Source organism: Dactylosporangium sp. NPDC005555 (assembly GCF_040605635.1).
In the GTDB taxonomy this organism is placed as follows: domain Bacteria; phylum Actinomycetota; class Actinomycetes; order Mycobacteriales; family Micromonosporaceae; genus Dactylosporangium.
This window is the reverse complement of the sequence record NZ_JBEXDG010000018.1, coordinates 66,514-84,426: the sequence shown is the minus strand read 5'-3', so window position 1 is coordinate 84,426 and position 17,913 is coordinate 66,514. Positions and strand designations below refer to the sequence as shown.

Annotated in this window: 17 protein-coding genes and 2 tRNA genes; 10 read left to right on the top strand and 9 right to left on the bottom strand. The window is 71.3% G+C overall.

Annotated features, from left to right (window positions below):
* The first annotated feature begins 127 nt into the window (after positions 1–127).
* The 6 genes from ABZS58_RS21740 to ABZS58_RS21715 all read left to right on the top strand — a co-directional run bounded on the left by ABZS58_RS21740 (position 128) and on the right by ABZS58_RS21715 (position 3,871).
* Positions 128–880: a lytic polysaccharide monooxygenase gene (locus ABZS58_RS21740; RefSeq protein WP_354784108.1), complete on the top strand. Its 753-nt coding sequence runs from the start codon at positions 128–130 to the stop codon at positions 878–880.
* Between the two features lie 59 nt (positions 881–939).
* Complete coding sequence (locus tag ABZS58_RS21735; RefSeq protein ID WP_354784106.1) at positions 940–1,500, top strand: DUF305 domain-containing protein; 561 nt, start codon at positions 940–942, stop codon at positions 1,498–1,500.
* A gap of 64 nt (positions 1,501–1,564) precedes the next feature.
* Entirely contained in the window at positions 1,565–2,788 is a 1,224-nt protein-coding gene (locus tag ABZS58_RS21730) for an FAD-binding protein (RefSeq protein ID WP_354784104.1), read from the top strand.
* Positions 2,789–2,797: 9 nt separating this feature from the next.
* Positions 2,798–3,586: a fumarylacetoacetate hydrolase family protein gene (locus ABZS58_RS21725; RefSeq protein ID WP_354784102.1), complete on the top strand. Its 789-nt coding sequence runs from the start codon at positions 2,798–2,800 to the stop codon at positions 3,584–3,586.
* A gap of 74 nt (positions 3,587–3,660) precedes the next feature.
* Positions 3,661–3,732: transfer RNA gene (locus ABZS58_RS21720), tRNA-Gln, on the top strand.
* Between the two features lie 66 nt (positions 3,733–3,798).
* Positions 3,799–3,871 (top strand) — tRNA-Glu (locus ABZS58_RS21715).
* Between the two features lie 425 nt (positions 3,872–4,296).
* Here the strand turns inward: ABZS58_RS21715 and ABZS58_RS21710 are convergent.
* The 3 genes from ABZS58_RS21710 to ABZS58_RS21700 all read right to left on the bottom strand — a co-directional run bounded on the left by ABZS58_RS21710 (position 4,297) and on the right by ABZS58_RS21700 (position 6,832).
* Complete coding sequence (locus ABZS58_RS21710) at positions 4,297–5,103, bottom strand: ABC transporter permease (RefSeq protein WP_354784100.1); 807 nt, start codon at positions 5,101–5,103, stop codon at positions 4,297–4,299.
* A complete protein-coding gene (locus ABZS58_RS21705; protein WP_354784098.1) occupies positions 5,100–6,011 on the bottom strand; it encodes an ATP-binding cassette domain-containing protein in 912 nt (303 codons plus the stop codon). The genes ABZS58_RS21710 and ABZS58_RS21705 overlap by 4 nt, the downstream gene beginning before the upstream one ends.
* A 110-nt stretch (positions 6,012–6,121) precedes the next feature.
* Positions 6,122–6,832 carry a hypothetical protein gene (locus ABZS58_RS21700; RefSeq protein WP_354784096.1) on the bottom strand — a complete coding sequence of 237 codons (711 nt, stop codon included), beginning with the start codon at positions 6,830–6,832 and terminating at the stop codon, positions 6,122–6,124.
* A gap of 47 nt (positions 6,833–6,879) precedes the next feature.
* Between ABZS58_RS21700 and ABZS58_RS21695 the strand changes: the two genes are divergently transcribed.
* Positions 6,880–8,979 carry a glycogen debranching N-terminal domain-containing protein gene (locus ABZS58_RS21695; RefSeq protein WP_354784094.1) on the top strand — a complete coding sequence of 700 codons (2,100 nt, stop codon included), beginning with the start codon at positions 6,880–6,882 and terminating at the stop codon, positions 8,977–8,979.
* Between the two features lie 374 nt (positions 8,980–9,353).
* Here ABZS58_RS21695 and ABZS58_RS21690 read toward each other — a convergent pair whose 3' ends face one another.
* Complete coding sequence (locus ABZS58_RS21690) at positions 9,354–10,697, bottom strand: gluconolaconase (protein ID WP_354784093.1); 1,344 nt, start codon at positions 10,695–10,697, stop codon at positions 9,354–9,356.
* Positions 10,698–10,727: 30 nt separating this feature from the next.
* Here ABZS58_RS21690 and ABZS58_RS21685 point away from each other — a divergent pair, with 30 nt between their 5' ends.
* Positions 10,728–11,510 (top strand): 3-methyladenine DNA glycosylase, encoded by a 783-nt coding sequence (locus ABZS58_RS21685; RefSeq protein ID WP_354784091.1) that lies wholly within the window; start codon positions 10,728–10,730, stop codon positions 11,508–11,510.
* On the opposite strand, the gene ABZS58_RS21680 is transcribed toward ABZS58_RS21685, so the two are convergent.
* The 4 genes from ABZS58_RS21680 to ABZS58_RS21665 are packed head-to-tail and all read right to left on the bottom strand — an operon-like array spanning position 11,492 to position 14,431.
* A complete protein-coding gene (locus ABZS58_RS21680) occupies positions 11,492–11,755 on the bottom strand; it encodes a hypothetical protein (RefSeq protein WP_354784089.1) in 264 nt (87 codons plus the stop codon). The two genes, ABZS58_RS21685 and ABZS58_RS21680, sit on opposite strands and share 19 nt — an antisense overlap.
* The gene (locus tag ABZS58_RS21675; protein ID WP_354784087.1) at positions 11,752–13,284 is read right to left on the bottom strand and encodes a radical SAM protein; all 1,533 of its coding nucleotides are present in this window, start codon (positions 13,282–13,284) and stop codon (positions 11,752–11,754) included. The genes ABZS58_RS21680 and ABZS58_RS21675 overlap by 4 nt, the downstream gene beginning before the upstream one ends.
* Positions 13,285–13,292: 8 nt before the next feature.
* Positions 13,293–13,667, bottom strand: a complete 375-nt coding sequence (locus tag ABZS58_RS21670) for a hypothetical protein (RefSeq protein ID WP_354784085.1) — start codon at positions 13,665–13,667, stop codon at positions 13,293–13,295.
* Positions 13,664–14,431: a prolipoprotein diacylglyceryl transferase family protein gene (locus ABZS58_RS21665; RefSeq protein WP_354784083.1), complete on the bottom strand. Its 768-nt coding sequence runs from the start codon at positions 14,429–14,431 to the stop codon at positions 13,664–13,666. Before ABZS58_RS21665 ends, ABZS58_RS21670 begins: the two co-directional genes overlap by 4 nt.
* Positions 14,432–14,521: 90 nt before the next feature.
* On the opposite strand from ABZS58_RS21665, the gene ABZS58_RS21660 reads away from it, so the two are divergent.
* The gene (locus ABZS58_RS21660) at positions 14,522–15,538 is read left to right on the top strand and encodes an endonuclease/exonuclease/phosphatase family protein (protein ID WP_354784081.1); all 1,017 of its coding nucleotides are present in this window, start codon (positions 14,522–14,524) and stop codon (positions 15,536–15,538) included.
* 135 nt (positions 15,539–15,673) lie between these two features.
* Positions 15,674–16,171: a hypothetical protein gene (locus tag ABZS58_RS21655; RefSeq protein WP_354784079.1), complete on the top strand. Its 498-nt coding sequence runs from the start codon at positions 15,674–15,676 to the stop codon at positions 16,169–16,171.
* Between the two features lie 56 nt (positions 16,172–16,227).
* Here the strand turns inward: ABZS58_RS21655 and cimA are convergent, their stop codons facing one another.
* Entirely contained in the window at positions 16,228–17,829 is a 1,602-nt protein-coding gene (gene cimA, locus ABZS58_RS21650) for a citramalate synthase (RefSeq protein ID WP_354784077.1), read from the bottom strand.
* Positions 17,830–17,913 lie beyond the last annotated feature (84 nt).

Sequence of the window (17,913 nt, the reverse complement as noted above, 5' to 3'; positions counted from 1 at the left end):
TAAAGGGGGCTGGACCGTACCTTAAGTGAGAGCGCTCTATCGATCGATTTCCATAAAGGTTATTTACTGTTAACAATCCTTCCTTTACATTGGCCGCATCACCCCCACTGCACGAAGGGAGCGATCGATGCGAAGAACGATCGCGCTGGTTCCGCTGGCGCTCGCCGCCATCGCAACATCACTGTCCGTCTCGGCCTCACCGGCCGCGGCGCACGGCTACATCTCCTCGCCCGCCAGCCGCCAGGCGATGTGCGCCCAGGGGCGCGTCGCCAACTGCGGCGAGATCGTCTACGAGCCGCAGAGCGTCGAGGGCCCGAAGGGCCTGACCAGCTGCAGCGGCGGCAACAGCAGGTTCGCGCAGCTCGACGACCCGAACAAGGGCTGGCCGGCGACGGCGGTCGGCAACTCCGTCACGTTCAACTGGGTGCTCACCGCCCGGCACTCCACCAGCACGTGGGAGTACTTCGTCGGTGGCACCCGGATCGCGGTCATCGACGACGGCGGCCGCCAGCCCGGCGCCACCGTCGCCCACACGGTGAACCTCGGCGGGCGCACCGGCCGGATCCTGCTCCTGGCCCGGTGGAACATCTCCGACACGCCGATGGCCTTCTACTCCTGCGTGGACCTCCAGGTCGGCGGCGGTGGCAACCCCACCCCGACGCCCACCCAGCCCACCCCGTCCCCGACGGTGAAGCCCACGCCGACCCCGACCCCGACCGCCACCCAGCCTCCGGCCGGCGGCACGTGGGCGGCGGGCACCGCGTACGCGGTCGGCGCTCGCGTCACGTACGGCGGCGTCACGTACCAGTGCCGCCAGGCGCACACCGCCATCGCCGGTTGGGAACCGCCCAACGTCCCGGCGCTCTGGCAGCGGGTCTGACCGTGTCGTTCGAGGGTGCCCCTGACCGGGCACCCTCGTCTCATTCGAGGGGTTCCGCCATGAAGGGTCTGCTCGTGCTCGTCTCGGCGTTGCTCCTCGCCGGCTGCGCCGCCGCCCCGGCGCAGCCGGCCCCCGCGGGCGCCGGCGCCACGTCGAAGGTCTACAACGACACCGACGTCATGTTCGCCCAGATGATGGTCGCCCACCACGAACAGGCCCTCGCGATGGTCCGGCTGGCCCGCACCAAGGCCGTCCGCGACGACGTCCGCACCCTCGCCGCCGCCATCGAGGTCACCGAGGCCGACGAGACCAAGACCATGCAGGTCTGGCTCCAGTCCTGGAACCAGCCCTCCACCGCCGCCGCCGACTCCCACGCCGGCCACGGCGGCGCCCACGGCACCGACGCCGACGACATCGCGGCGCTCGGCACCTTCGACGGCCCCGGCTTCGAGCAGCGCTTCCTCAACATGCTGGTGGCCCACCAGCACAACGCGGTCGAGATCGCCCGCATGGAAACCGGCTCCGGCGTCAACCCCGGCGCCCTCGACCTGGCGAAGCGCATCACCGACTCCCGTACCGCCGAGATCCAGCAGATGCTGCGCTACCTCGAAACCGGCTGAACGCTGCACCGGTTGCCTCGCAAGGCATACGGGACGGCGGGTGGGCGGGAATAGACTCGGGGCCATGGGCTTGACCAACTGGGCGGGGAACCTGACGTTCGGCGCCGCTCGCGTGCACCGGCCGGGATCGGTGGACCAGGTGCGGGAGGTCGTGGCGGGGGCCGAGCGGGTGCGGGTGCTGGGGTCGGGGCACTCGTTCAACGACATCGCGGACACGCCGGCCGATCTGGTGAGCGTCGCGGGGTTGGCGGTGGAGCCACGCATCGACGTGGAGGCGGGGACCGTCACCGTCGCCGGCGGGGTTCGGTACGGGGAGCTGGCCACGTTCCTCGACGCCGAGGGGTTCGCGTTGCACAACCTGGGGTCGCTGCCGCACATCTCCGTCGCGGGGGCGGTCGCCACCGGTACACACGGATCCGGCGTGGCATCGGGCAACCTGGCGACGGCCGTGGCGGGGATCGAGCTCGTCACCGCGGATGGGGACCTCGTCCGGATCGGGCGGGGGGACGCGGACTTCCCGGGCAGCGTGGTCTCGCTGGGCGCGCTCGGCGTCGTGGTGGGTGTGACGCTGGATGTGCGGCCGTCGTACACCATCCGCCAGCACATCTTCGAGCGGCTGCCCAGGACGGTGCTGGACGAGCGCTGGGACGAGATCGCGGCGGCGGGCTACTCCGTGAGCCTGTTCACCGGGTGGGCGGGCGACACGGTCGACCAGCTGTGGCTGAAGCTCGCCGACGGTGAGGAGCCGGACGGGTTCGGGGCGGTGCCGGCCCGGCGCCAGATGCATCCGATCGCCGCGATGTCACCGGTCAGCTGCACGGAGCAGGGCGGCGTCCCCGGGCCGTGGCACCGGCGGTTGCCGCACTTCAAGCTGGAGTTCACGCCCAGCAACGGAGAGGAGCTGCAGACCGAGTTCTTCGTGGCGCGGCAGGACGCCGTGGAGGCGTTCGCGGCGGTCGAGCGGGTGCGGCACCTCGTGACGCCGGTGCTGCAGATCTCCGAGATCAGGGTCGTGGCCGCCGACGACCTGTGGCTGAGCCCCCACTACGGACGCGACAGCGTGGCGCTGCACTTCACCTGGATCAGGGACGAGGCGCGCGTCGCGCCGGTCGTCGCGGCACTGGAGTCGGCGCTGGCGCACCTGGCGCCGCGGCCGCACTGGGGGAAGGTGTTCCACCACGCGGCGCGGCCCGAGCGGCTCGCCGACTTCCTCGCGTTGCGTGACCGGCTCGACCCTTCCCGTAAGTTCGGTAACGCGTTCGTGGAGCGGCATCTGGCGGCGGAGTAGATTCCAGGCGTGCGTATCGCTCGTTTCGCCCACAGCAGTGGCATGTCATTCGGAGTCGTCGAGGGCGAGCCCTCGGCCGGGCTCACCGGACTCACCGTCGCCGAGATCGACGGTCACCCGTTCGGGGAGCTGCGGTTCACCGGTCAGCGCTGGGCCCTCGCCGACGTGCGGCTGCTCTCGCCGATCCTGCCCAGCAAGGTGGTGTGCGTCGGGCGCAACTACGCCGACCACGCCGCTGAGCTCGGCAACGAGGTGCCGAAGGAGCCGCTGCTCTTCCTCAAGCCGTCCACGTCGATCATCGGCCCCAACGACGCGATCCGGATCCCGCCGCAGTCGCAGCAGGTCGAGCACGAGGCCGAGCTCGCCGTGGTGATCGGGGTCACCGGCGCCCGCAGGGTCGACCGGGCCGGCGCCGCCGCGGCGATCTTCGGGTACACCGCCGCCAACGACGTCACCGCCCGTGACCTGCAGCGCAAGGACGTGCAGTTCACCCGGGCGAAGGGCTTCGACTCGTTCTGCCCCATCGGGCCCTGGATCGTCACCGGTCTGGATGTCAGCGACGTCGAGGTCCGCTGCGAGGTCAACGAGGAGGTCCGCCAGCTCGGCCGCACGAAGGACATGGTCTTCGACGTGCCCACCCTGGTGTCGTATGTCTCACACGTCATGACCCTCCTCCCCGGCGACGTGATCCTCACCGGCACCCCCGCCGGCGTCTCCCGCATGGTGGCCGGCGATGAGGTCACCGTCTCGATCGAGGGCGTCGGCGCGCTCAGCAACAGGGTCCTGACCTTGGAATAGGCGCGTTTGGGACAACCGATTTGGCCTGGTGCGATCCCTCCGGTAAAGTTTCCAACCGGCGCACACAGCGCCAATGGGGTATGGGGTAATTGGCAGCCCAACTGATTCTGGTTCAGTTAGTCTAGGTTCGAGTCCTGGTACCCCAGCACCGCAGCAAGATCGCGGTGCTGTATCGTTCCACCGCACGACCGAGCAAGACAGCACGTATCTGGGGCCCCGTCGTCTAGCGGCCCAGGACGCCGCCCTCTCAAGGCGGTAGCGTGGGTTCGAATCCCATCGGGGCTACAGTCCAATGGGCTCAACCTGTTCACGGGGTTGAGCCCGTTTCCGTTGGTGGACTTCCGCGTTCCTCGCGCGCGGCTCCGCCGCGCTCCCCAGCGGGGGGTTCCCACCCCGCACCCCCCATGCGACCGCATTCGCGGCGCACGCTCGCTTCGCCTCGCGGACGGGGGTTGCTTCGCTGCCCCGTTTGGCGTCATGACGCCTGCCTCGATCGGAAACCCGCCCCGCCGGGGGAAGGGCGCTGGCGTTCCATCGCTGATGCGGTTGGGCCGTCCGTCGCGCTGCGGGTCCGACGTCTGCTCGTTGCACCGCTGTCCCTGACCGGGCGTGACGGCCTTTGTGGAGTACGGCCGGCGGCCCGTCGACGCGTTGGCGTCGGCGGGCCATGGCTGCGTTGTCGGGCGCTTCGTCCTGGCGGCGGGCCTGCCTCAGGCGTCGCGGGTTTTGAAGAGGTAGGCGGCTACGGCCAGGAGGAGGGCTGTCCAGCCGGAGAAGACCGCCAGGCCCTGCCATTGGGTCAGGAGGGCGTCCGGGGGCAACGTCGGCTTGAAGGCGAGCTGGCCCGCGTTGGTGGGCATCCAGGCGTGGACGTGGGCGCCCCAGGAGCCGGGGAGCAGGACGGTCAGGTTGGAGACGATGAGGATCAGGCCGAGGACGCCGGTGATGGCGCCGGCGGTGTGGCGGACGATGGCGCCGAAGGCGAGGGAGAAGAGGCCGAGGACGGTGAGGAAGAGGCCGGCGCCGAAGACGGAGCGGGCGATGCCCGGGTCGGTGAGGTCGACGGGGATGTGGTCGGACATGACCCAGCGGCCGGCGAAGAAGGCGGTGAAGCTCAGCAGCTCGCCCACGGCGAACATCAGGACGGCGAACACGGCGACCTTCGCGAACAGGACCTGCAGGCGGCGGGGCTGGGCCTGAAGGGTGGAGCGGATCATGCCGGTCGTGTACTCGGCGGAGACCACCATGACGCCCAGGACGGCGACGATGAGCTGGGAGATGAAGACGGGCTGGTCGATGATGATCTGGAGGGGTTCGGCGGCCATGAGGGCCTGGTCCTCGGAGGACAACGACGACCACTGGCGCATGATGACCCAGCCGATGAAGGACATGAGGCCGACCGAGATGGCTGCCATCGCGGCCAGGGACCAGGTGGTGGAGCGGACGGTGCGCAGCTTCGTCCACTCGGAGCGCAGCAGGCCGTCGAAGCCGGCGCGGCGGGTCGCAAGCGTGGTCATCGGGGCTCCAGGGTGCCGTGGTATTCGACGCTGTCCTTGGTGAGTTCCATGAAGGCCTGTTCGAGGGAGGCCTGCACCGGGGCGAGCTCGTGCAGGCGCAGGCCGTGGTCGAAGGCGAGGTCACCGATGTGGTGCATCGGCAGGTCCGTCACCACCAGTGCGCCGTCCTCGTCGATGGCGGTGCCTCCCGCTGTGCGTACCAACGCCGCCAACGCCGCGGCGTCGGAGGTGCGGACCCTGGTGGCCAGGACGGAGTTGCGTTCGATGAACTCCTTGACCGTGCAGTCGGCGATCATCCGGCCCCGGCCGATGACGAGCAGATGGTCGGCCGTCAGCGCCATCTCGCTCATCAGGTGCGAGGAGACGAAGACGGTGCGACCCTCGGCGGCGAGGGACTTCATCAGGTTGCGGATCCAGAGGATGCCCTCGGGGTCGAGGCCGTTGACCGGCTCGTCGAACATCAGGATGCGCGGGTCGCCGAGCAGTGCGGTGGCGATGCCGAGCCGCTGACCCATGCCGAGGGAGAAGCCCTTGGAGCGCTTGCGGGCCACGGCCGTGAGGCCGACGATGTCGAGGACCTCGTCGACCCTGCGCCGCGGGAGGTTGTTGGTCTGCGCGAGGCACAGCAGGTGGTGATACGCGCTGCGCCCGCCGTGGATCGCCTTGGCGTCCAGCAGGGCACCGACCTCGAGCATCGGGTTGTCCAGCCTGGCGAACGGGCGGCCGTCGATGGTGACGCGGCCGCTGGTGGGGGCGTCGAGGCCGAGGATCATCCGCATGGTGGTGGACTTGCCGGCGCCGTTGGGGCCGAGGAAGCCCGTCACCTGGCCCGGTTTCACCGTGAACGACAACTGGTCCACGGCGACCCGGTCGCCGTAGCGTTTCGTGAGGCCGACAGCCTCGATCATGATGGTCCCTCCGCTCAGAGCGCCGTGCGGACGACGCGGCACCGATGAGCGGCAAGCTATCCAAACCTTGCTGTGGCGAGCCTAAGAGAACCTGTGGCAGCGCACAGTTTTCAGCCGATCACGTTCACCGCGCGGGCCACCACGAGCAGGACGGTCACGAGCGAGACGGCGGACTCGGTGAGCATGCCGACCTTCGCCCAGGTCGACATCGGCATGGTGTCCGTCGGGCTGAAGGCCGTGGCGTTGGTGAACGACAGGTAGAAGTAGTCGAAGAACTCCGGCTCCCAGTCGTGCGGCGCGAGGGTGCCCGCGGTCAGCTGCGGGAAGAGGAAGTCCGGATGCGGGTCGCGGCCGTCGGCGCGGGCCGCCGGGCCGCCACGGTCGCCTTCCCAGAACCACAGTGCGAACACGATGACGTTGGTCAGCCAGATCGCGGCGCCCCACAGCAGCAGGTGCGACGGCTCGATGCCGCCGTGGCCGAAGAGGGCCCGCACGAGCAGCGCCGCCGACCAGGCCGTGGCGATGCCGAGGACGGCGGCCAGGCCGATGCTGAGCGGGCGCAGGAAGCGGGTCTCCCGGTTGATCCGCAGCGGGTTGACCACGACGATGCTGAGCAGCAGGGCCGCCGCCAGGCCGGGCAGCAGCCAGCGCGGCCGGGGCGCCAGGTCGGCGGGCAGGAGCAGGTGCACGGCCACGGCCACGGCCACGGCGAGCGCGGCGGGCCACCGCTGCTCGGCCTCGGTGCGTCGCAGCCAGCCGGGGGTGGGCTGCGACCGCTCGTCGCCGTTGCCCTGAGCCGACGCGGGAGGCAGATCAGTCACGGCCGCTAACGCTAGACCTTCCGGAGCCGCTGTGTACCGTGCGAGCTGTGGCACAGCACGATCTGCGGGCACATGTGACGTGCGTGGCGGCTCCGGCGGCGTGGCTCTCGGGGCCGTCCGGCCAGCTGCGCGGCGGCGCCGACGGGCTCTTCGTCGAGGATCGCCGGCTGCTGGCGCGGCTCGAGGTCACCGTCGACGGGGTCGAGCCCACCGTGGTGGACGTGCGTCGCACCGGTGCTGCTTCGGCCGTTTTCGCTGATGTACGGGACGGCGTCACCGTCACCCGTAGCCGGTTGGCCGAACCGGTGGGCGGCACCGAGACCATCGCGCTGTCCAGTGACGCCGCGGCGCCACGCACCGTGCACCTCGCGGTGACGGCCGCGACCGACTTCGCCACCACCGGTGCCGTCCGGGACGGATCCACAGTGGACACCGTGGAGTTCCACGGCGAGGCGCGGCACCCGGACGGCATGACGGTCCGGCTCGACGCCACGCCCGCGTCCGACGCGGCGGACGCGTTGCGATGGACCGTCGTGCTGGAGCCGGGCGGGAGCTGGACGGTCGAGCTGCGCTTCACCCGCACCGACATCCGGCCGATCCCGAGAGCCAAGCGCTTCAGCACGCTGCGGGTGGCGGCGGCCGACGCGCGGCTCGACGCGCTGGTGCGCACCTGCGTGCAGGATCTCGACGCGCTGCGGCGCACCGACGGCGCCGACGTCTACTACAGCGCCGGCAGTCCCTGGTATCTGGCGCTCTTCGGCCGCGACGCGCTGTGGTCGGCGCGGCTGGGGCTGCCGCTCGGCACCGAGGTGGCGGCCGGCACGCTGCGTGCGCTCGCCGCCCGGCAGGGCACCGCGTACACCGGCGGCACCGAGGAACAGCCGGGCAGGATCCCGCACGAGGTCCGCCGCGAGGACGCCGCGCACCGGCTGCCGCCGGTCTACTACGGCACGGTCGACGCCACCGCGCTCTTCGTGTGCACCCTCGCCGACGCGCACCGCTGGGGCATGCGCCCCGACGCCGTGGAGGCGCTGCTGCCCGCGGCGGAGGCGGCGCTGGAGTGGCTGGCGGGGCACGAGGGGTTCATCGCCTACCGGACCGACGGCGACGGCCTCACCCACCAGGGGTGGAAGGACTCGGCCGACGGCGTCCAGTTCGCCGACGGACGGGTCGCTACGGGCACTGTCGCACTGTGCGAGGTCCAGGCGTACGCGTACGAGGCCGCCCGCCGCGGCGCGGACCTCCTCGACGCCTTCGGCCGGCCGGGCGGCGACCGCTGGCGCGCCTGGGCGGCAGACCTGGCTGAACGGTTCCGCGCGGTGTTCTGGTGCCCGGGCGGCTATCCGGCGATCGCGGTCGTCGACGGCGAGCCGGTGACGCAGGACGGCGAGCCGGCGACCCGCGACCGCGAGCAGGCGACACAGGACGGTGAGCCGGTGACCCGCGACGGTGAGCCGGTGACGCCGGAGGCACGGCAGGTGACGCGGGTCGATGGCGTTGCTTCCAACATGGGGCATCTGCTCGGCACCGGGCTGTTGTCGGCGGCGGAGCGCGCGGCGGTCGCCGGTTGGCTGGGGCGGCTGCGGTCACCGTTCGGCGTGCGGACCCTCGCGGCGTCCTCCGCCGGCTACGACCCCGTCTCGTACCACGCGGGCTCCGTCTGGCCGCACGACACCGCGATCGCCATGCTGGGGCTGGCCCGCGACGGCCACCGCAAGGACGCGGCGGCGCTCGTCACGGCACTGCTCGACGCCGCGGAGCGCTTCGACTTCCGCCTGCCCGAGGTGTACGGCGGCGACGGCACCCCGACGCCGTATCCGTCGGCGTGCCGCCCGCAGGCCTGGTCCGCGGCCGCCGGGCCGGCGATCCTCACCGCGCTGCTCGGCCTGGACGTGGACGTGCCCGCCGGCCGGATCACGTTCGATCCGATCGCGCCTTCGCCGGTGGGCGCGTTCCGCGTGCGGGGCCTGAAGGTGGCGGACGGCGAGCTCGACGTCACGGTCGAGGCGGACGGCACCCTCACGGTCCACAATGGACCTATCGGCGTCGCGTTCCTTCTCGCGGACGGCACCGCGGCGAGCATCGGCCGCCCCTCCCCCGCGGCGGCCACCGCGGACACGCCTGCGCCGGCCGCCCCGACCGCCTGACGGCCCGCCCCTGGCCGCCGCGCGACCACTTCGGACGGACGCCGCGCGGCCGAGGCACGCGACCGCCTCCGACGGCAGACGTCCGCCCACTTCGGACGGACGGCACGCGACCGCCTCCGACGGCCGGCGCATGCGACCACTTCCGGCGGCAGACGTCCGGCCACTTCGGACAGACGCCGCGAGACCGCTTCGGACGGACGCCGCGCGGCCGAGGCACGCGGCCGCGTCCGGCGGGCAGACGTCCGCCTACTTCGGACGGACGGCACGCGACCGCCTCCGACGACCGAGGCGGCCGCCTCCGACGACCGAGGCGGCCGCGTCCGACGGCAGACGTCCGGCCACTTCGGACGGTCGGCGCGATCCGTTTCGAGAACCTACTTCGGCGGGGTGAGGCGGAGGATCGTGCCGGCGTAGTCGTCGCTGACGAGGATCGAGCCGTCGGCGTCGACCGCCGCGTCGACCGGGCGCAGCCACGGCTTGGCGGCCTTCGTGTCGACGAGCCCCGACAGCAGGTCGACCGGGTCGCCGGGCCCCTTCGCCGTCCACGGCACGAACACGACCTTGTAGCCGACGGGCTTGGTGCTGTTCCACGAGCCGTGCATCGGGATGACGGCCCCGCCGAGCGCCGGCACGAACGTCAGCCCCAGCGGCGCCGTGTGCGCCGGCAGCCCGAGGTCGATCGGGTCGGCCTTGTCGCAGTCGGCCTTGCCGCCGTCGCGGTTGAGCTCGTAGTCGCGGTGGAACGGCAGGTTGTGCGTGCCGTTGTCGCTGTTCGGGTTGCAGAACGGCCAGCCGTAGAACCCGCCGTCGCGCACCTTGATGAGCTCCTCCACCGGATACTGGTCGACGAACTGGCTCATCCGTTTGCCCTTGTCGGACTTGCCGTCGCCGTCGACGTCGCGGTCGTCGGGGACGAGGGTGTTGTCGCGGTTGTTGACCACGACCCACAGCTCGTCGCTGTCCGGCCGGAACGCGAGGCCTTCGGCGTTGCGGATGCCGCGCGCCATCAGGTGCTTGCCGGCGTTCTTCCCGGCGGCGTCGTAGGTGTAGATCGCGGCGCGCTGCGGGTCGCTGACGGTGTCCTCGACGCACGCGTTGCAGGTCGAGGCGATCGACACGTACAACAGTCCGCCCCGCACCGCGATGTTCTTCAGCACGTGCGCATAGGTGCCGCGCAGCTCCGGGGTGCTGGTGTCCGGCAGCCCGTCGACGACGACCTGGCCGCCCTGCGCCTTGAGGTCGCCGGACTTGTACGGATACCGGACGACCTTGTCGGCCTCCGCGACGAACAGCCAGGTGGCCCCGCCGACCTCGGCGAACACCATGTCGTGCGGCCGGTTGAGGCCGGTCGCGAAGTCGGTCACCTTCCCCGCGCGCACCACGCGCACCTTGCCCTGGCTCGGCTGCGACACCAGCAGGTCGCCGCTCGGCGTGAAGGTCATGAACCGGGCCTTCTCGACCCGCGCGTAGACCGCGGCGGTCCATCCCGACGGCATCGTGACGGTCCGTGCGACGTCGAACGGCGCGGCGTCCACCGACCCGCCCGCGGCCACCCTCACGCTGGTCGGGGCCCCCAGGACCAGCGCCGGCGCGGCCGAGGAACCGGACCCGGGCGCGGGCGCGCTGCTCGTCCGCACGGGCTCCGCCCGCTCCTTCGGCTGACCGCCGCATCCGGACAGAACCACCGCGGCGACGACCAGTGCACCGAGCTTGCGCATGCGTGAGACGGTACAACCTAAGCTGGTCGGGTGCTCACAGACCAGCTGACCAGCGCCGCTGCGAGGGAGGCCCGCCGGGCCGCCCACGAGGCACGGGTCGACGCCTGGATTCTCCCGCATCTGGAGCGCCGCCGCCGCGGCGAGAAGCACCCGGTCCTCGACTTCCTGTTCACGTACTACTCGTTGCGCCCCGCGCAGCTGCGGCAGTGGCGGCCGGGCGGGGAGCCGCACCGGCGGCCCGAGACCGTCGCGTGGGTGCGGGCCCTGCTCGCGGCGACGGCGTCCCGCCCGGCGCATCTGGGCTGCTTCGGCCTGCACGAGTGGGCGATGGTGTATCGGCAGACCCAGGACGAGTTGCGGCACAACGCGTGGCCGTTGCGCCTCGGGCCGGCCGGCACCGACGCCGTCGTCGCGGCGAGCCGCATCCGGTGCAGCCACTTCGACGCGTTCCGCTTCTACACCGCACCCGCCCGGTCGTTGAACCTGCTGCAGCCGACCCGCGAGACCCAGACGGCCAACGAGCAGCCCGGCTGCCTGCACGCCAACATGGATCTCTACAAGTGGTCCTACAAGCTGGGTCCGCTCACGTCCGGCGAGCTGGTCGCCGACTGTTTCGAGCTGGCCTGCGCCATCCGTACCCTCGACATGCAGGCCAGCCCGTACGACCTCGCGGCACTGGGCTACCCGCCGGTGGCCGTCGAGACGAGCGACGGGCGGGCGGAGTACACCCGCCGCCAGCGGGAACTGTCGGAGCGTGCGGCACCGTTGCGGGCGGCACTCATCGACGTGTGCGATCAGGCCAGCCAGCCGTAGACCTGCCAGCCGATCCCCGCCACCGCGGCGAGCGCGAGGGCGGCGAGGTAGGTCAGGACCAGACGGGTGTCGCGCAGGACGCACTTGGAGCGGGTCAGGCCCTGGCGGCGGGCGCGGAGGTAACCGGCGATGCCGAGCAGCGCGAACCCCAGCAGGGCGACCGGTCCGAGCAGCCACGCGAGGGCGGCGATCGTCGCGTACACGCAGAGCCGCAGCGGATCGTAGGGCTGCGGGGCCGACGTCACAGCGCTCTGGGCAGGCGCTGGGCGGACAGTGCGGGCCAGGCCTGGACGGCGCAGAAGGGGGCGCACTGGTGGCCCCCGGACCCGCCGACGGTGGCGACGTGCACGCAGCACTGCAGGAGGCGTTCCTCGATCATCGTGGCCATGTCCATGAACGGCTTGACCGTGATGCGTTTGACGCGCTCGCCGAGCATCTTGCGCAGCCGGTTGCGGCCGCCGGGCAGGGACGAGGAGACCAGGGCCGTCAGGGTGGAGATGCCGAGGTCGCAGTTCTCGCAGATGTCGCGCCACAGCGAGCCGACGTCGGGGTGCGACAGCGACGACTGCTCCGACAGCAGCCCCAGCAGCGAGTCCTTGACGGCGGTCCGCAACGCGGCGGGCAGCTGCACGTCGGCGATCCGGTTGGCCACCAGGTCGGGTTCGAGGTCCAGGAACGTCAGGAGCCGGTCGTGGCCGATCAGCTCGGTCATCGACTGCCACTCGCCGGCGTCGTCGCGCAGCAGGTACCCCACCGAGCAGCAGTGCGGGTGCGAGCACGGCAGCGCGGTCAGGTCGCGCCAGGTGACCTGGTCGCCGGTCTGCGGGCCGAGGCGGGCCAGGACGCCGGTGTGGGTGAGCCGGTCCATGGGGTCGATCGCACCCGAACGACCGGATCCGAACTGCGGCTGCAGGGAGACGCCGCCGACGTACGGGGTGTCCAGGGCGCGTTTCACGACGGCGCCGATCTCGTCGTCGTTGACGCCGAGCGCGCAGGTCATCGTGAGGGTGGTGAAGATGCCGCGGGACGACAGCCGGTCGACCGCGGCGTCCTTGAGGCGGCGCAGGTCGGCGCCGCGGTGGTGCTTGGCGGCGCGTTCGGAGACGCCGTCGTACTGCAGGTAGACCTCGACCCGCTCGCGGTGCTCGGTGAGCAGGTCCAGCAGCGCGTCGTCGCGGGCGATCCGCACCCCGTTGGAGTTGACGAGGACCCGCACGACGTTGCGCGCCGACACCTCGCGCAGCAGTTCGGGCAGGTGCGGGTACAGGGTGGGCTCCCCGCCGGACAGCATGAGCACGTCGATGCGGCCGTTCTCGCGGGACAGCTTCGTGTCGACGCTCGCGAGGATCTCGGCGAGCGGCACGACGCCCTCGATCGCCGGGGACGAGTCGGTGAAGCACGTGGGGCAGCGCAGGTTGCAGCTGTCGGTGAGGTCGGCGAGCAGGATGCAGGTGTGCTGGGTCTGCATCTCCGGCAGCCCGGCGAGGTACGCCGACGGCACGGGCGCGAAGTTCCCGGCGAGGTCCGGCACGTGCGCCTTCGTCGGCGCGGTCCACTGCTCCAGGTACCGCAGGATCTCCGGCGACTCGTCGTAGAGGGTGCGGACGAGGCCGTGCGACGGGCAGCCGCGCTCCAGCCAGATCCTGCCGTCGCGCTCGGCGAGCCAGCCTGACAGCCGCTGCACCGTCTCCAGTGGACGGTCAGGGCGCTCGTCGTGGCAGTGCGGGCAGAACGCGTTGACGTACCGGTGGATCCGGTCACCGCGAAGCTGCATGCCGGTGCTCATGATGCCCCCGAATTGGCGTTGATGACCGCGATGCACACGCCGATGCCCGCGACGGGGAAGACGAGGACGCTGACCGCCCAGCCGATGAGGAGGCCGAGGCCGAGACCGCGGTCGCGGCGGGCGATCCAGACGATACCGACGACCAGGCAGGCGACGAACAGCAGCAGCTGCAGCAGGATCTCCAGGTAGATGCCCAGCAGCGCGTTCTCGCTGTTGTCGGACACAGCACCCAGGAACACCCCCAGCACGCCAAGGCCGATGGTGAGGACCTGGCCGAGGGCGGCGAGGCCCAGCCCGATCGCGACCTTCCGGCCCCGGATCGGGCGTTCCCCGCCCGGTGGCGGTGGTGGGGGCGGCACGGTCCACGTCATGCGGGCACTGCTTCCTTCCGTTTCACCAGGTCGCGGGTCAGGCCCGCCACGATGAGCGGCAGGCAGGCCAGGAGGAACAGCTGCGGCCTGGTCAGCCCGGCCCACACCACCTCGTTGCCCCGCACGAACTCCACCATGAAACGGAAGACGGCGTAAGCGGCCAGATAGATTTTGAACAGCGCGCCCGGCGCGGTCACCCGCTCGCGCAGCGCGAGCAGGCCGCCGAACGCCAGGGCGTGGAACAGGATCTCGTAGCCGAAGGACGGGTGCAGCGGCACGCCGGCGGCGGTGTGCGTCGCCTGGGCCTGCGCCGCGTTCAGCGTGATCCCCCACGGCAGGTCCGTCGGGGTGCCGGGCGGCTCGGCGAGCAGGCAGCCGATCCGCCCGACCGCCATCCCTGCCGCGACCGCGGGCGCGAAGAGGTCACCGGTCCGCCACGGGTAGCCGGCCACCTTCTTGGCCACGATCGCGCCGGCGTACGCGCCGACGAGTCCGGACAGGATGCTGCGGTTGCCGTACGCCCACTGCTCCAGCAGCGTGGCGTTGTCGCGCGGGTCGAGGTGCTGCGCCCAGGTGCCGAGCCGGGCGAACAGGGCGCCGCCGACGAGCGCGCCGGCCAGCACATACCAGAGCCGGTCGTCCTGCGCCCGGCGCCGGCGGATCTCCCACAGGAACACCAGGGCGGCGACCGCGATGCCGGCGGCCACGCACACGTCGTGGGTCAGGATCGCGACCGGGCCGAACGTCACGATGACCGGGTGCACAATCGCGCAGCCTAGCCGGGCGTCCGGGGGTTCTGTGAAGATTCTCAGCAGGGGGCGGGCCGGTTGGCGCGGCTCGCCTACCCTGGCGGGATGGTCAGCATGCAGGATTCCCCGCCGCTCGCGGCGCCGGCTGCGGCACCACGGCGGCGCCGGTGGCTGACCGTGCTGGTGTGGCTGCTCGTCGCGCCGTTCGCGGTGTGGGCGGCGACGCGGGTGTTCGGTCTGGAGAGCGGGTTCCCGACGGTCCAGCTGATCGCCTTCACCCCGTATGTCGCGGTGATCTCGCTGGTGCCGCTGGCGATCGCCCTGCTGACGAAGCGGATCTGGCCGGCGGTCGCGGCGACCGTGGTGGTCGTGGCGTTCGCCGCGTGCATCCTGCCCCGCTGGATCTCCGACAGCGACGCCGGGGTGCGGGAGGGGCCGACGCTGCGCGTGATGAGCGTCAACATGCTCATCGGCCAGGCCGACCCCGGCAGGATCGTGTCCCTCGTGCGCAGCGGCGCCGTCGACCTGCTGACCCTGCAGGAATACACCGAGGAGGCGCGCACCGCGCTGCGCACCGCCGGGCTCGACCAGCTGCTGCCCAACGCGGTGTCCTACCCGCGACCGGGCGTGACCGGCTCCGCCGTCTACAGCCGCTTCCCGCTCACCGACCGGGGCTACCGCCGGTTCATCTCCGACTTCGGTCAGGCGCAGGCCGGTGTACGGGTCCCCGGCGCCGCCGAGCTGCACGTGGAATCGGTGCACTCGTGCGCCCCGTCCGACGGCACCCGGGACGCCTGCTGGGTGGCGGATCTCGCCGCGCAGCCCGCCGCGACGCCGTCCGGTCCGGTCAACCTGCTCATCGGCGACTTCAACGCGACGCTGGACCACGACGCGATGCGCGGGGTGCTCGCGAAGGGCTACCACGACGCGGCCGACGTCGCCGGTGCCGGGCTCGACACGTCGTGGCCCTACGACGAGCGGTGGTACATCCCCGGTGTCACGATCGACCACGTGCTGACCGACAAGCGGGTCGGGGTGCGCAAGGTCGTGATCCACCGGATCGCCGGGACCGACCACAAGGCCGTCTTCGCCGAGCTGGTGCTTCCGAAGGCCGGCGGCTGACCCGTCCGATCATGCCGATTCCGCGCCGATTGATCACTCGCGCGTACCTCCGGCTATACGCGGTTCGTTGGCCGGGAGTACCTTCACGTACGGATCGGGCGGAACGCCCCGACAGAACCACGTTGGAGCAGATGGGTGACACGAACCTTCCGCGGCATCGCGCTCGCCGTCATCGCGCCGGTTGTGCTCATGAGCGTCCTCGCGGGCTGCTCGGACAAGAAGGACGACGCCGGTGGTGACTCACCGTCGACGGCCGACCGTCCGACGGTGGAGGTGACCGCTCAGCCGCAGGACGCACAGACGGCGCAGGTCACGGCGGAGCAGGTGTTCGACAACCTGACCGAGGGCGACTGGGCCGGGGCCTGGGAGCTCTGGACCGACACCGCGCAGACCGCCATCGCCAAGGACGCCTACGTCGACCTGGTCTCGACCTGCACCACACTGCAGGGCGACTATCTCGTGACGTCGGTGACACCGGTCGACGACTCCACCGCGACCGTCAAATGGACGCGGACCCCGGCGACCGGCACGGCGACGAACGGCACGAACACGATCAAGTATCAGAACGGCCAGTGGAAGTTCGAGCCTGAACCGGCCGCGCTGACCGCTTTCCGCCAGAACAAGTGCCCGTAGTGGTTGCGTGAGGCGGGGCGTTTCCGGCCCCGCCTCAGCACAGTGTTACTTCTTGGTTACACCCGCACCTGGCGGGACAGCCCGTAGCTGAGGGCGTCGACGAGGGCCGTCCAGCTCGCCTCGACCACGTTCTCGTGGACGCCGACGGTCGTCCAGTCCCCGCCCGTCGACCTGGTCTCCACCAGGACCCGCGTGACGGCACCCGTGCCGTGGCTGCCCTCGAGGATCCGGACCTTGTAGTCGGCGAGCTCGAAGCGCGACAGCTCCGGGTAGTGCTTCGTCAGGGCGACCCGCAGCGCCTCGTCGAGGGCGTTGACCGGGCCGTTGCCCTCCGCCGTCGCGATGATCCGCTCCCCCCGGACGCGGACCTTCACCGTCGCCTCGGACACCACGGCGCCGTCCTCGCGGTGCTCGACGAGGACGCGGTACGACTCGAGCGCGAACGGCTTCGGCACCGCGCCGTCGGCCAGCTCGGCGCGGGCGAGCAGCTCGAACGACGCGTCGGCTGCCTCGAACGACCAGCCCCGCGCCTCCAGCTCCTTCACGCGGGTGGTGACCCGCGACAACGCCTCCGGATGGCCGGCCAGGTCGACGCCGAGCTCGCGTGCCTTGAGCTCGATGCTGGCCCGGCCGGCCATCTCGGTCACCAGGATCCGCATGCCATTGCCCACGACGACCGGGTCGATGTGGTTGTAGAGCACGGGATCCACTTTGATCGCGCTCGCGTGCAGGCCCGCCTTGTGAGCGAACGCTGACGACCCGACATAGGCCTGGTGGGTGTCGGGTGCGATGTTGGCGATCTCTGCGATGGCGTGCGAGACGCGCACCATCGACTCGATGCACCCGTCCGGTAGGACCGGCATACCGAGCTTCAGCTGGAGGTTGCCGACGACGGCGAAGAGGTCGGCGTTGCCGGGCCGCTCGCCGTAGCCGTTCGCGGTGCACTGGAAGTGCGGGACGCCCGCCTCGACGGCGGCGACCGTGTTCGCCACCGCGCAGGACGTGTCGTTCTGGCAGTGGATGCCGAGCCGCTCGACCGCGTCGGCCTCGGAGATGCCGAGCGCGACCGCGAGCCGGCCCTTGACCTCACCGATCGTGCGGGTGATCAGCGAGGGCAGCATCCCGCCGTTCGTGTCGCACATCACGGCCTTCTCCGCGCCGGCGGCGAGCGCGGTCGCGGCGACCTTCGCGGTGTACTCAGGGTCGAACGCGTATCCGTCGAAGAAGTGCTCCAGGTCCAGGAACACCCGGCGGCCCTCGCCCACCAGGTACGCGACGGTGTCGTGGACCATCGCCAGGTTCTCCTCCGGCGTGGTGCGCAGCGCCCGCTCCACGTGCCGCAGGTCCGACTTGGCGACCAGCGTCACGGCCGGCGTCTCCGCGTCGAGCAGCGCCCGCACCTGCTGGTCGTCCTGCACGCGTACGCCGGCCTTGCGGGTCGACCCGAACGCGACGAACACCGCGTGCTTGAGCTCCAGCTCGGTCCTCGCCCTGCGGAAGAACTCCGTGTCCTTCGGCATCGCGCCCGGCCAGCCGCCCTCGATGAAGCCGACGCCGAACTCGTCGAGCAGCCTGGCCACCGCCAGCTTGTCGACGACTGAGTAGCTGATCGCCTCGCGCTGGGCGCCGTCGCGCAGTGTGGTGTCGTACACCTGCATGGTCTTCTCCTGGCTCTGGCTTTGGTTCCTGGCTTTGGCTTCGGGTTTTTTGTGGCTTCTGGCGGGGATGGGCCAACAAAAAGA

Excerpts from the sequence above, each read along its gene's own strand:
- ABZS58_RS21730 (WP_354784104.1), top strand. The coding sequence starts at position 1,565 with ATGGGCTTGACCAACTGGGCGGGGAACCTGACGTTCGGCGCCGCTCGC.
- ABZS58_RS21735 (WP_354784106.1), top strand. The coding sequence starts at position 940 with ATGAAGGGTCTGCTCGTGCTCGTCTCGGCGTTGCTCCTCGCCGGCTGC.
- ABZS58_RS21670 (WP_354784085.1), bottom strand. The coding sequence starts at position 13,667 with ATGACGTGGACCGTGCCGCCCCCACCACCGCCACCGGGCGGGGAACGC.
- ABZS58_RS21675 (WP_354784087.1), bottom strand. The coding sequence starts at position 13,284 with ATGCAGCTTCGCGGTGACCGGATCCACCGGTACGTCAACGCGTTCTGC.
- ABZS58_RS21705 (WP_354784098.1), bottom strand. The coding sequence starts at position 6,011 with ATGATCGAGGCTGTCGGCCTCACGAAACGCTACGGCGACCGGGTCGCC.
- ABZS58_RS21660 (WP_354784081.1), top strand. The coding sequence starts at position 14,522 with ATGGTCAGCATGCAGGATTCCCCGCCGCTCGCGGCGCCGGCTGCGGCA.
- cimA (WP_354784077.1), bottom strand. The coding sequence starts at position 17,829 with ATGCAGGTGTACGACACCACACTGCGCGACGGCGCCCAGCGCGAGGCG.
- ABZS58_RS21710 (WP_354784100.1), bottom strand. The coding sequence starts at position 5,103 with ATGACCACGCTTGCGACCCGCCGCGCCGGCTTCGACGGCCTGCTGCGC.
- ABZS58_RS21690 (WP_354784093.1), bottom strand. The coding sequence starts at position 10,697 with ATGCGCAAGCTCGGTGCACTGGTCGTCGCCGCGGTGGTTCTGTCCGGA.
- ABZS58_RS21740 (WP_354784108.1), top strand. The coding sequence starts at position 128 with ATGCGAAGAACGATCGCGCTGGTTCCGCTGGCGCTCGCCGCCATCGCA.